Origin of the sequence: Hippea maritima DSM 10411 (genome assembly GCF_000194135.1) — a bacterium.
In the GTDB taxonomy this organism is placed as follows: Bacteria; Campylobacterota_A; Desulfurellia; order Desulfurellales; family Hippeaceae; genus Hippea; species Hippea maritima.
The window spans coordinates 426,705-439,590 of sequence record NC_015318.1; the positions used below are offsets into that span (position 1 = coordinate 426,705).

Genomic DNA, 12,886 nt, shown 5'->3' on the forward strand with positions numbered 1-12,886 from the left:
TTTTAGAGTTCGAATCCTTTTTCGGTGTGTATTGCTATATCCAGACCCTTGATCTCATCCTCCTCATCGACCCTTAAGCCACCGGTTAGAATCGATGTTGCCTTTACAGAGATAAATGTGCCTATAGCCACAAAAACAATCGTTGCAACAACGCCTATAAGCTGAATAACTATCTGGTGGCTTCCGCCGTAGATTAATCCCCTTGCGAAATTTACTTTTGGATCAGCGAATAACCCTATGGCTATCATGCCCCATATACCGTTTAGACCATGCACACCAAATACATCCAATGAATCATCATACCCTAATTTGTACTTTAGATATCCCGTTGCAACCCAGCTTATTAATCCTGCTATGAATCCTATTGCGATAGCGCCTGTATTGTTAACAAACCCAGCTGCAGGCGTTATGGCAACAAGACCAGCAACTGCTCCAGATACAAAGCCCAGAATTGTTGGGTGTCTGTGAATAGACCAATCCATTATCATCCACGATATTGCCCCCATTGCACCTGCTGTGTTTGTCGTTAGGAATGCATTTGATGCCAATGCTCCCGATGAGATGGCGCTTCCGGCATTAAATCCAAACCATCCAAACCATAAAAGTCCTGCACCGAGTGCGGTTAGAGCTATTGATGAGGGCTGCATGGAAATTTTCCTAAAACCTTTTCGTTTGCCTATCATTAATGCAAACACCAATCCTGCAATTCCCGAGTTGGTTTCAACAACCAAGCCGCCGGCAAAATCTGCTATACCCATTTTTGCAAGCCATCCGCCGCCCCATACCCAATGTGCAAGCGGTGTATATACAATGGTTGACCAAATAATGCTGAACACCACCCATGAACTGAATTTGACCCTTTCAACAATAGAGCCGCTAATGAGCGCTGTGGTTATAGCAGCAAATGTTAGCTGAAAAGCAGCAAAAGCAAGCACAGAAACATGGGTTGAGTCAAACACGATATTTATATTTGTGCTCATTAAGAGATACCTGAGGTTGCCTATTATGCCGTTTATATCTGTTCCAAAAGCTAAGCTAAACTGAAATATGACCCACAAAACACTAACTATTCCATAACTTACAAACGACATGCCCATGGTGTTTAAAACGTTTTTACTTCTCGACATGCCCCCGTAGAACAGTGCAAGCCCCGCTGGCGTCATCATCATAACAAGCGCAGCGGATATTAAAACCCAGGCTGTGTCTCCTGAATTGATACTTGCATTGGAAGCAAAGGCAAGCGAGGGCAGGGCTAAAAATACTAATAAACCCGTCATAATTTTGCTAATAAATTTCATCCAAAACCCCCCTTTGATATTTAGACCATTTATAGCATAATATATTCCAATGCTGTGAATACAGTAAATATTATTTATTTAATTTATTAAATTATATATTATACGAATTTTGTATATAAAAATGACAATGTATACACAATTATGTTAATATTTTAATGTAATGATGTCGTAAACAGCGCTATGCTTAAAATAACGCTGTTTACGTATGGAATATTACAGCTCAAATCCTTTTTCTGTATGTATTGCTATATCGAGTCCTTTTTCCTCGGATTCTTCATCAACTCTTAGCCCGTTTGTTAGCAGCGATGTAATTTTTACAATAATAAATGTTCCGACTGCCGAATAGGCAATTGTTGCCAAAACCGCTACAAGCTGAACAAAAAGCTGGTTAGAATTGCCGTATAAAAGGCCTTTTGCTCCGCCTATCGCGGGATCTGCAAAAATACCAGTAGCAAGTGCTCCCCATATGCCGTTTAATCCATGAACCCCGAATGCATCCAAAGAATCGTCATAGCCAAGTTTATATTTTAAGTAACTTGATCCGAACCACCCCAAAACACCTGACACTGCTCCTATTATCAGTGCTCCTAAGATGTTTACAAATCCTGCAGCCGGTGTAATAGCTACAAGACCGGCCACAGCACCCGATGCAGCACCAAGCATTGTGGGATGTTTATGAGCAACCCATTCAGTAGACATCCAGCTTATTGCTCCTATAGCTGCTGCAGTATTTGTTGATAAAAAAGCAGAACCTGACAAGCCGTCTGCGGCAAGTTCACTTCCGGCATTAAATCCAAACCATCCAAGCCACAAAAGTGCAGCGCCAAGAACAGTTAAGACTATTGAAGCCGGCGACATTGCTATTTTCTTAAACCCTCTTCTTTTGCCGAGCATAAGACAGAATACTAAACCCGCTATACCTGCGTTTATGTGGACTACCGTTCCCCCCGCAAAATCCAGTGTGCCTAATTTTGACAGCCATCCGCCGCCCCATACCCAATGTGCAAGCGGTGTATATACAATGGTTGACCAGATAATGCTGAACACCACCCATGAACTGAATTTGACCCTTTCAACAATAGAGCCGCTAATGAGCGCTGTGGTTATAGCAGCAAATGTTAGCTGAAAAGCAGCAAAAGCAAGCACAGAAACATGGGTTGAGTCAAACACGATATTTATATTTGTGCTCATTAAGAGATACCTGAGGTTGCCTATTATGCCGTTTATATCTGTTCCAAAAGCTAAGCTAAACTGAAATATGACCCACAAAACACTAACTATTCCATAACTTACAAACGACATGCCCATGGTGTTTAAAACGTTTTTACTTCTCGACATGCCCCCGTAGAACAGTGCAAGCCCCGCTGGCGTCATCATCATAACAAGCGCAGCGGATATTAAAACCCAGGCTGTGTCTCCAGAGTCAATGGATTTTGTGGCTGCAAATGCAATAGATGGTATAACCCATAAAAACAGTGTCAAACCCACCAATCTTTTAAATGATTTCATTCCAACCTCCTTAGATAGCATTTTTATCTATTTCCCCTGTTCTTACCCTTATGGCTTTTTCAACAGGTATTATGAATATCTTCCCATCGCCCACCTTATTTGTTTTTGCACTTGATAGAATAGCCTCCACAGCTTCCTCAACCATTTCATCTTCAACCACCACTTCTATTTTTACCTTTGGCAGAAAATCCACTATGTATTCTGCCCCGCGGTAAATCTCAGTATGCCCTTTTTGTCTTCCAAATCCCTTAACCTCTGATACGGTCATGCCCTTGATACCTATATTCATCAGGGCTTCTTTTACTGCATCCAGCTTGAATGGTTTAATGATTGCTTCAATCTTTTTCATCCTTAATCCTCCCTTCCTAACATCTATCTCTGTGTTTAGCAGAAAACGTTCCAATGTTGAATTTATGGTGTTTTTTATAGCAAATACGTTAAAATATATAGATTTTATTCACAAAAATGTTAATTAGAATACAATAATGTAATAATCTATTTAAATCTTGACAAAATAGGCGATCATGTGGATACTCGTTGTGTTTTTGGAGGTAGCAGATGGAAATTTTGAGAGGTTTTAAAGATATATTACCGCAGGATATAAAAAAATGGCAAAAACTTGAAAAGGTAGCCAGAGAAACACTTGAGTCGTTTGGTTACAAGGAGATCAGAACTCCGATTTTAGAGAAAACATCCCTTTTTGCAAGGAGTGTGGGTGAGACCACGGATATAGTTGAAAAGGAGATGTACATATTCTTGGACAAAAGCGGCGAATCTGTAACACTCAGGCCCGAAGGTACAGCAGGCACGGTAAGGGCTTTTATCGATAACCACCTTGAGAATTACCCTTTTAAAAAGTACTACTACATTGGTCCTATGTTCAGGTACGAAAGACCTCAAAAAGGTAGATTGAGGCAGTTTCATCAGATAGGCATAGAGGTGTTTGGCATAGATAACCCAGCGGTGGATGCTGAGGTGGTTTTGGTTGACAAGATCATGCTTGACAAACTCAACATAAGCGATCTGAGGATAGAGATAAACAACATAGGTTGTCCTGACTGCAGGCCGGAATACTCAAAAAGACTCAAAGAGTATTTTCAATTGCATAAGGGTGAGCTTTGCGATGACTGTAGAAGGAGGCTTGATAGGAATCCTCTGAGAATTCTCGATTGTAAAAATAATACTTGCTCTCAAATTGCCAAAGGTGCACCAAAGATTATAGAGTTTGTGTGCGATAGCTGCAAAAACCATTATGAAAAAGTTAAAAATAACCTTACAGCGTTGGGCATAGAATTTGAGGAAAATCCACATCTGGTAAGGGGACTTGATTATTACACAAAATTTGTTTTTGAGATAATTACAGACAAACTTGGAGCCCAAGGAACGGTTTCTGCCGGTGGCAGATATGACAATCTTGTTGAGCAGCTGGGTGGTAAGCCCACAAGCGGTATAGGTTTTGCATCGGGTTGTGAGAGGCTTATAAATTTAATGGATGAAGACGAAACTCAAGGTATTGATTATTATATAGCCAATTTGGATGAGGATGTTTATGCTATGGATATAGCAAGAAAGCTCTCTTTAACAGGCAGAAGCGTGTATGTTGAGTATGAAAGCAGAAGCCTAAAATCGATGCTGAAAAAGGCTGATAAGATGAATGCCCGTTTTGTTGTTATAGTTGGGGAGAACGAAAAAAATAAAGGGATCATTATTGTTAAGGATATGGAAGACTCAACCCAAGAAGAGAAACAGGTAAATAAATTTATAGAAGATGAGGTGGCAAGATGGCAATAGGCTCACTGAAAAGAACCCACTACTGCGGCGATGTTAGGGCAGATGATATAGATAAGGAGGTTGTGCTTTTTGGCTGGGTTCAGAATTGGAGGGATCACGGGGGCGTTATCTTTATAGACTTAAAGGACAGGGAAGGTATAGTTCAGATAGTATTTGACCCTTCTGTGGATGAAAAGATACACCAGGAGGCCTCAAAGCTTAGAAGCCAGTACTGTATAGGTGTTAAGGGAAAGGTTAGACATAGACCTGAAGGTACGGTAAATCCAAACCTTAAAACCGGTGAGGTTGAAGTTGTTGTAGAGAAGTTGGAGGTATTTTCTGAATGTGAGAATCTGCCATTTCCAGTTGAAGAATATGTGCACGTAAATGAAGAGGTTAGGCTAAAATATAGATATTTAGACCTAAGAAAGCCCCACATGCAGAGAAACCTAATTATGCGTTCTAAGGCTGCATTTGCTGCGAGGAATTATCTGCATTCACAGGGGTTTATTGAAATAGAGACGCCTATTTTGACTAAATCAACACCAGAAGGCGCCAGAGATTTCCTTGTTCCAAGTAGATTGTCTCCGGGTAGGTTTTACGCACTACCACAATCTCCGCAGTTGTTTAAGCAGCTACTTATGGTCTCTGGGTATGATAAATATTACCAGATAACCAAGTGTTTTAGGGATGAGGATTTACGTGCAGATAGGCAACCTGAGTTTACCCAGATCGACCTTGAGATGAGCTTTGTTGAAGAGGATGATGTAATTGAAGTAACCGAAGGTATTCTTGCAAGTATATTTAAAGAGGTAGCGGGTATTGATATAAATCCCCCATTTAAGAGGATCTCATACCAGGAGGCAATGGATAGGTTTGGTTCAGACAAACCAGATATGAGGTTTGGCCTTGAGCTTAAAAAACTCACAGATATTGTTGAAAATACAAACTTTAAGGTATTCAGGGATGTAGTTGAAAAAGGCGGTATAGTTTACGGGCTAAATGCCAAGGGTTGTATTGATTTTACAAGAAAGGAGATAGATGATTTAACTAAACTTGTTTCTATATATGGTGCTAAAGGTCTTGCTTGGATCAAGGTTAAAGCAAATTATGAGCTACAGTCACCCATAGTTAAGTTTTTCTCCAAAGAGGAGATTGATGGTATCTTGAAAAGATTGGATGCAGAACCAGGGGATCTGCTGTTCTTTATGGCGGATACGCCAAAGGTTGTTTATGACTCGTTGGGCGCATTGAGACTTGAGATCGGAAGAAAGTTGAATCTAACCAACGGTGATGAGTTTAACTTTGTCTGGGTTGTGGACTTTCCACTTTTTGAGTGGAATGAGGATGAAAACAGATGGGAGGCTATGCATCATCCGTTTACATCACCTAAGCCGGAGGATTTAGAATACTTAGAGAGCGATCCTGCAAGGGTTAAGGCAAGGGCGTATGATATAACATTAAACGGTGTTGAGATAGGTGGTGGCAGCATCAGGATTCACAGAAGTGATGTTCAAAAGAGAATGTTTAAGGCTTTGGGCATCTCGGATGAGGAGGCTCAGGTTAAGTTTGGCTTTTTGATTGAGGCGTTAAAATACGGTGCACCCCCACACGGTGGACTGGCGCTGGGCTTTGATAGGATTATGACCTTGATACTCAAGGAAAAATCCATAAGGGATGTTATAGCTTTCCCCAAAACTCAGAAAGGTGTTTGTATGCTTACAGATGCCCCAAGTGAGGTTGATGAGAAGCAGCTCAATGAGCTTTCGATAAGGGTTAGAAAACCCAAGAAAGACTAAAACAGGCGGCCTGTCCGCCTTCTTTCCTTTTTTATTTTAATTTAAATATATTTTTTGTTATACTCCATGTTTGAGAATAAATTATGTGTAAGGAGAAGGTTATGGAGAGGAAGATACTTTTAAAAGAGGATGAAATGCCGAGGTATTGGTATAATATTCTGCCGGATATGCCCACACCTGTTAAACCACCGATCAATCCTAAGACGATGAAGCCTATAAATCCGGATGACCTTAAAGCTATATTCCCATCAGAGATTATAGAGCAGGAGATGAGTAGTCAAAGGGAGATCTCCATACCGCAGGAGGTGTTAGATATTTATGCTATCTGGAGGCCGACGCCTTTGGTTAGGGCTTACAATCTTGAGAAGGCCTTAGGAACACCGGCAAAGATTTACTATAAAAACGAATCGGTCTCTCCTGCTGGAAGCCACAAACCCAATACGGCTATAGCACAAGCCTACTACAATAAAAAGGAGGGTATAACGACCCTAACAACAGAAACAGGCGCAGGCCAGTGGGGTTCTGCTTTGGCGTTGGCAGGCGCTTTGTTGGGGTTAAATGTCAGGGTCTATATGGTTAAAGTTAGCTATGAGCAGAAACCCTTTAGGCGTTCGATGATCCATCTATGGGGAGCTGAGGTCTATCCATCGCCCAGCGATAAGACCGAGGCTGGCAGAAGGGCCTTAGAGGAAAACCCTGATAACCCGGGGAGTTTGGGTCTTGCTATCAGCGAGGCGGTTGAGGATGCAGCAACGCATGATAACACCAATTATGCCTTAGGTAGTGTTTTGAATCATGTTCTGCTCCATCAGACTGTGATAGGCCTTGAGGCTCAAAAACAGTTTGAAAAGATAGGCGATTATCCAGATGTTATATTTGCACCATGTGGTGGCGGCAGTAATCTTGGTGGTGTGGGTTTGCCCTTTATTAGGGATAAGATAAACGGCAAGGATGTTAGGGTTGTGGCAGTTGAGCCTGCAAGCTGCCCGACATTGACCAAGGGTATATTCACATACGATTATGCGGATGTAGCTATGATGACCCCCTTGCTTTATATGTACACATTGGGGCATAAATTTATGCCACCCAGCATTCATGCTGGTGGTTTGAGATATCACGGTGATTCGCCCATTTTGAGTCAACTAAGAAAAGATGGATTGTTGGATGCTGTTGCCTACAATCAAACAGAGGTGTTTGAGGCAGGCGCTCTGTTTGCAAAAACAGAGGGTATAGTTCCTGCGCCTGAGACATGTCATGCAATAAAAGGGGCAGTAGATGAGGCCTTAAAAGCTAAGGAAGAGGGTAAAGAGAAAACTATACTGATAAACTTCTCCGGTCATGGACACTTTGATATGACCTCATATGATAAGTTTCTATCTGGGGAGATGAAGGATTACGAATATCCAGAAAAAGAAATTAAAAAAGCCTTAGATTACTTACCTAAGGTTTAAACTTAAATTAGTAAGAGAGTTATTAGGGTTTGACTTTTGAAATGATGGCTGTATAATGTTTTGGGTTTTGAGTAAAACATAGGGAATTAATTATGGCGGAGGTTGAATTATGATCTCGTTGAATAGAAGAGACTTCTTGAAGCTCTCCTCTTTGGTTGGTGGCGGTTTACTATTTTTTAGACCATCTGCCAAAGCCGGTCTTTACACACCCCACTATGAGAAGCCGAAGGGTGAGATTAAGTATTATCCAAACATCTGTAGTTTCTGCTCAACAGCTTGCGACATTAAAGTTAGAACAAGAGTTGATGGAAAATTCAAAAAACCCCAGAAAATTGATGGAAACCCCAACTCCACATTAAACAGAGGCAGGATCTGTGCGAGGGGTCAGTCTGGAATTAGAACCGTTTACAATCCTGATAGAATTAAATACCCGCTTATAAGGGTTGAGGGTTCTAAGAGGGGTGAGTGGAAATTCAGAAAAGCCACCTGGAAAGAGGTGGAGGAATATATTAGGAAGAAGGTTCAGGAACACAACATACAGCCTCATGAGTTTGCCATCTTTGCAGGTCAGAGGGCTTGTGCTTATGAGAGATTGGGGGCATTCGCTTTCTTGGCATCTATTGGTTCTCCCAACATGATTGGCTCCCCTATGCAACAATGCGTTATGGCTGAGCATGCCGGAGCCAATGCCACTGTTGGAACTATGACATCCCACGATGAGATTTTGGTTGACATGGATAACACCAAGGTTATGTTAGTTGTGGGCAGTAATGCCGCTTTAACCGGTATTTCCGTTTCAAGGGCTGTTAGATTTGCACAGGGTAAAAGAAACGGAATGAAAGTTATCGTTGTTGACCCGAGGATGAGTGAAACTGCATCGAAGGCCGACAAGTGGATTCCTGCAAAGCCTGGAACAAACATGCCATTCCTGATGGCTGTTTTGAGGCTCATCATCAAGAATGAGTGGTATGAAGAGGAGTTCTTAAGGAGACACACAACCGCACCGTTCCTCGTATTCGATAACAACGGCACACCTGAGGCATTTGGTCAGAATGCTAATCCAGAGGCATTGCCATTTGCTGAGAAATACTATGTGTACGATGAGTTTTCAGGTGAAGTTGTTGAGGTTGAGGGCTTCACAAACGACAATATAGGCAATAAGAAGATAAAACCAGCTCTATTTGCACCAAAGGGTTTAACATTCCAGGGCAAGCCGGCCAAGACCGCTTTTGATTATCTGTGGGAAGCGGTAAAGGATGCAACGCCTGAGTGGGCTGCAAAGTTGTGCGATATACCCGCAAAGGATATAGAAGAGACAGCCGAGATGCTTGGCACGATCAAACCTGCGAATGTCTATCTTGGATGGATGGACGGAAGGTATGAGGATGTTGTTCAGGCAAGGAAGGCCGCAGCTATCATAAATGTCTTAATTGGAGGCGTTGATAGACTTGGCGGTTGGATTTATACACCTGAATTGAGAGAGGGTATGGAGAGGTTCCACAAGGCCTATGAGTCTGGTCAGCTTAAGAATCCTATGAATCTGCTGATGGCCACAGCTATGGCTCCCGGTTTGCTTGGAATGACAGGCAAGCTTGAGGGCATGATGTATTCCGGTAAATTCCCGATGTTTAGGGGATATCCTCACTTCTCAAGAGCCTATTTTGATTACAGGGCAAAGAAAGAGGGCAAGAAGGGCATACCGTTCTCACTCTTTACCAATGCAGGCTTCCAGGAGGCCGTTGAGGGTAAGCTAACCTGGAACGGTAAACCCTATCAAATAAAATTTGCTTATATCTATTCGACAAACCCATTGAAGGATTACTATGGATATAAGAGCTGGGTAAAGACATTTACAAACCCCAACCTGAAGCTGGTTGTTGTGGATGAGATTTTGCCATCCGACATGGCGGCATTTGCCGACGTAATATTGCCGGATAAGACGTACCTTGAAAAATACAGTTCAATCATGCCTGATGGTCCTAACAGCGATATGGCAATAAGAATGAGGTTCCCAAGCGTAAGTCAGATTGGCGATGTTAAAGGTGGCGATGAAGTATTCTGTATACTATCCAATGCTATAGCTGGTAAAAGAGGCGGCGATTACTTCTCAGCATCTATGATAATCAGCCAATTTACCGGCTGGGATATGAAGACCGTATCCAAGGAATACGCACTTGCCTGGAGGGGTAAGAAACCGCTGTATAAGGCAAACAGAGACATTGCTTTGTCTGAGGTATCAAAGAAGCTCGGCATGACAAGCAAACAACTTGAGAAGGCTCTGGAAGAGAAGGGTGTTTTGATTCTTAAGAAGAAAGAGGAATTGATGGAAGAGGCTGGAATGCCTTATAAGCTTCCTGTTCCCACATTCTCGGGAAGGGTTGAGATATACTCTACACTCTTTGCTCACTTCAATCACGCATACGGTGTAGATCCGCATTGGGATCCTATACTGAAATTCATACCATTTGAATACAAGAAGGGTGCTGGATTGGATTATAAACCAACAGGCAATGAGTTCTTCTTCGCATTTGGTAAGGTGCCTGAGATGACATACCTGACAACGGCCGATAACCCGCTGTTGCATGCCCTTGTTGAAAGGCACAAAGAGGAGAATTACGGCTTCTGGATGAATCCAAAATCAGCTGCAAGGCTTGGCCTCAAAGAGGGCGATAAGATAGAGGTTGAAAACACCGTATCCGGACAAAAGGTAAAATCCTTTGTTCACATAACAGAGGGTATAAGAGAGGATACGGTATATGTAATGAGTGATTTCGGCTTTCAGAATAAGAAGCTTACCTATGCTTCCGGTAAGGGTGTGGATTTAGGTAGGCTTATACCTTATAGATTGGGACCGGTTACAGCTTCTGCTATGAGCTGTCAGTTTACGGTCAAGATAAGAAAAATATAGTCGGAGGCTAAACGATGGCAAGATATGGAATGGTGATGGATGTTAGCTCCTGTTTGGGATGCAGGGCTTGTATGGCAGCTTGCTCCCAATGGAATCAGACGCCGTTCTGGGCTGAAGATTTCGAGGGTAAGTGGAGAACAAGGGTAACACCCCTTGAAGAGGGTAAATTCCCCAATGTTAGAAAGGTTTTCTTCCCGACGATATGTATGCACTGCGAGAATCCGCCCTGTCATTCTGTTTGTCCAACCGGTGCTACATACATAAACAAGGACGGTATCGTCTTGATCGATTATGACCTGTGCTTGGGTTGTGGTTATTGTATAGAGGCATGCCCATACGATGCAAGGTATGAGTATGAGAAAGAAGACCTTGAAAAGGATGAGTTCTACTTCGGTGAGGATGCAAGACACCATCAGGTTCATATAGATAAGTGCACATTCTGTGTGGATAGGCTTGAAGAGGGCTTAGAACCCAGCTGTGCAGCAACATGTGTGGGTCATGCAAGGATATTCGGCGATTTGGACGATCCGAACTCCGAGGTAGCAAAGCTTGTTAACTCTGGAAAGGCTAAACCTTTGGGCGAGTATATGGGCGCTAAACCAAAGGTTTACTATATAAAGTAAAGGAGGGGAAAATGGATTTAGTACAACAGCATACATGGGGATGGTTTATCGCTATCTACCTGTTCTTCGGTGGTCTTGGCGGGGCCACTATGGCTTTGGGTATATTGGGTGAGATGAGATTCAAGATGGGTAAATGGTTTGGAATAGGAACCGCTCTTTTGGGTCTTGCTATTCTGAGTTTTGGTCTTATCTGGCTGGTGTTGGATCTGATTGATCCGTTTAGATTCCTGTTGGCCTTCTGGGTTAAAGGTATTGGGCATTCCTGGATCGCACGCGGTATGGTTATAATTAACGGTGCTTATATCTTTGGCGTTTTGTATGCTTTGGCTGCATTTTACGGTTGGGAAACATTCAAGAAATGGATGGGTTATCTTGCTATGTTCTGTGGATTTGGCGTTACAACATACACAGGTTTGCTGCTCAATGCCAATGTTGGAATCCCATTCTGGCACACACCTGCTTTGCCTGTTCTGTTTACCGTTAGTGCATTCTCAACAGGTTGTGCTTTGTTGATGCTTGTTCTTGCTGCAATGAAGTCTCACGAGGCTGAACATTTCTTCCACTTTATAGAGGGTTTTGATATATTCCTGATATCTCTTGAATTGCTGGTAATATTTGCATACTTCGATTTTGCAAGATTGGGAAATGCAGCGGTTATGAAGAGCGCTCAGTTGTTGCTTGCTAACCCTATGTTTACAATTGGATTCCTTGTTATAGGTCTTATTACCCCTCTTATACTTGAGGCTTATGCTTCAACAAAACAGCACTCCAAGGGCTTGGCTGCATTTGCATCTGTTTTGGTATTGATCGGAGGGTTCCTGTTGAGGTATCTGATTGTTTGGGCTGGAGTATTCCAGTATCCACACGGTCTTGCAGGCTAACAAATAACATGTCCGGCTCCACAAGGGGCTGGACTTTTCTTTTTATTTGATTAAAATTTATGATGCTTTGAGCGGATGTAGCTCAGGTGGTAGAGCGCAAGCTTCCCAAGCTTGATGTCGCGGGTTCGAGTCCCGTCATCCGCTCCATTTTAACCTTTCTTATTTCTTGACCTAAATTATTTTTTCATATATTCTTACCACTATGAAAGTAGACTTGGTTAAGAAGGCTATGGATCTTGTTTTGTATGCCCTCTCCATTCTAATACTTATTATTATTCTTTTTTACTTAATAAAGCTTATCTTTGATTTGAAGGATGTGGTTTTGGCCTTTCCGCCATCCAATAAAACTATGTCTAAAGCTGTAGAAGAGGTGCTAAATCTATTTGTTTTAATAGAATTTTTCAGGGGTACACTATCTTATTTTGACTTTGATAGAATAAAATTATCCTATATAGCCGATGCGGCCATAGTCTTTGTATTGAGAGAGGTTATGATAGCAACATTCTATCATAAATTGGACTTTAAGATGGCCATGGCATACTCTGTTGTTGTACTATCTATTATAGTATTGAGAACGTTGACAATAATCTATACACCCGATTTAAATAAACCGGTAAGGCTAAAAAAAACCAGACAGGAGAAGTAAG

General features: G+C 42.1%; 10 protein-coding genes and 1 tRNA gene. 8 read left to right on the top strand and 3 right to left on the bottom strand.

Features of this window, described 5'->3' with window-relative positions; all coding sequences use genetic code 11:
• Positions 1–2: 2 nt before the first annotated feature.
• The 3 genes from HIPMA_RS02205 to HIPMA_RS02215 form a co-directional block, all read right to left on the bottom strand.
• Positions 3–1,298, bottom strand: a complete 1,296-nt coding sequence (locus HIPMA_RS02205; protein ID WP_013681440.1) for an ammonium transporter — start codon at positions 1,296–1,298, stop codon at positions 3–5.
• Positions 1,299–1,511: 213 nt separating this feature from the next.
• Positions 1,512–2,807, bottom strand: coding sequence for an ammonium transporter (locus HIPMA_RS02210; protein ID WP_013681441.1), 1,296 nt, complete (start codon positions 2,805–2,807; stop codon positions 1,512–1,514).
• Between the two features lie 10 nt (positions 2,808–2,817).
• A complete protein-coding gene (locus tag HIPMA_RS02215) occupies positions 2,818–3,156 on the bottom strand; it encodes a P-II family nitrogen regulator (RefSeq protein ID WP_013681442.1) in 339 nt (112 codons plus the stop codon).
• Positions 3,157–3,365: 209 nt separating this feature from the next.
• On the opposite strand from HIPMA_RS02215, the gene hisS reads away from it, so the two are divergent.
• The 8 genes from hisS (at position 3,366) to HIPMA_RS02255 (ending at position 12,885) form a co-directional block, all read left to right on the top strand.
• Positions 3,366–4,598 carry a histidine--tRNA ligase gene (gene hisS / locus HIPMA_RS02220; protein ID WP_013681443.1) on the top strand — a complete coding sequence of 411 codons (1,233 nt, stop codon included), beginning with the start codon at positions 3,366–3,368 and terminating at the stop codon, positions 4,596–4,598.
• Positions 4,589–6,376, top strand: coding sequence for an aspartate--tRNA ligase (gene aspS, locus HIPMA_RS02225; protein WP_013681444.1), 1,788 nt, complete (start codon positions 4,589–4,591; stop codon positions 6,374–6,376). Before hisS ends, aspS begins: the two co-directional genes overlap by 10 nt.
• Positions 6,377–6,477: 101 nt before the next feature.
• On the top strand, positions 6,478–7,827 hold the full coding sequence (locus HIPMA_RS02230; RefSeq protein ID WP_013681445.1) for a TrpB-like pyridoxal phosphate-dependent enzyme: 1,350 nt from the start codon (positions 6,478–6,480) through the stop codon (positions 7,825–7,827).
• A gap of 109 nt (positions 7,828–7,936) precedes the next feature.
• Positions 7,937–10,735 carry a molybdopterin-dependent oxidoreductase gene (locus HIPMA_RS02235; protein ID WP_013681446.1) on the top strand — a complete coding sequence of 933 codons (2,799 nt, stop codon included), beginning with the start codon at positions 7,937–7,939 and terminating at the stop codon, positions 10,733–10,735.
• A gap of 14 nt (positions 10,736–10,749) precedes the next feature.
• A complete protein-coding gene (locus HIPMA_RS02240) occupies positions 10,750–11,358 on the top strand; it encodes a 4Fe-4S dicluster domain-containing protein (RefSeq protein WP_013681447.1) in 609 nt (202 codons plus the stop codon).
• An 11-nt stretch (positions 11,359–11,369) separates the two neighbouring features.
• The gene (gene nrfD, locus HIPMA_RS09045) at positions 11,370–12,239 is read left to right on the top strand and encodes an NrfD/PsrC family molybdoenzyme membrane anchor subunit (protein WP_013681448.1); all 870 of its coding nucleotides are present in this window, start codon (positions 11,370–11,372) and stop codon (positions 12,237–12,239) included.
• Between the two features lie 71 nt (positions 12,240–12,310).
• Positions 12,311–12,386: transfer RNA gene (locus HIPMA_RS02250), tRNA-Gly, on the top strand.
• A gap of 55 nt (positions 12,387–12,441) precedes the next feature.
• Positions 12,442–12,885, top strand: coding sequence for a phosphate-starvation-inducible PsiE family protein (locus tag HIPMA_RS02255; protein WP_013681449.1), 444 nt, complete (start codon positions 12,442–12,444; stop codon positions 12,883–12,885).
• Position 12,886 lies beyond the last annotated feature (1 nt).

Bases quoted from the DNA above. Each gene is read 5' to 3' on its own strand.
- HIPMA_RS02205 (WP_013681440.1), bottom strand. From the start codon at position 1,298: ATGAAATTTATTAGCAAAATTATGACGGGTTTATTAGTATTTTTAGCC.
- HIPMA_RS02210 (WP_013681441.1), bottom strand. From the start codon at position 2,807: ATGAAATCATTTAAAAGATTGGTGGGTTTGACACTGTTTTTATGGGTT.
- HIPMA_RS02215 (WP_013681442.1), bottom strand. From the start codon at position 3,156: ATGAAAAAGATTGAAGCAATCATTAAACCATTCAAGCTGGATGCAGTA.
- hisS (WP_013681443.1), top strand. From the start codon at position 3,366: ATGGAAATTTTGAGAGGTTTTAAAGATATATTACCGCAGGATATAAAA.
- aspS (WP_013681444.1), top strand. From the start codon at position 4,589: ATGGCAATAGGCTCACTGAAAAGAACCCACTACTGCGGCGATGTTAGG.
- HIPMA_RS02230 (WP_013681445.1), top strand. From the start codon at position 6,478: ATGGAGAGGAAGATACTTTTAAAAGAGGATGAAATGCCGAGGTATTGG.
- HIPMA_RS02235 (WP_013681446.1), top strand. From the start codon at position 7,937: ATGATCTCGTTGAATAGAAGAGACTTCTTGAAGCTCTCCTCTTTGGTT.
- HIPMA_RS02240 (WP_013681447.1), top strand. From the start codon at position 10,750: ATGGCAAGATATGGAATGGTGATGGATGTTAGCTCCTGTTTGGGATGC.
- nrfD (WP_013681448.1), top strand. From the start codon at position 11,370: ATGGATTTAGTACAACAGCATACATGGGGATGGTTTATCGCTATCTAC.
- HIPMA_RS02255 (WP_013681449.1), top strand. From the start codon at position 12,442: ATGAAAGTAGACTTGGTTAAGAAGGCTATGGATCTTGTTTTGTATGCC.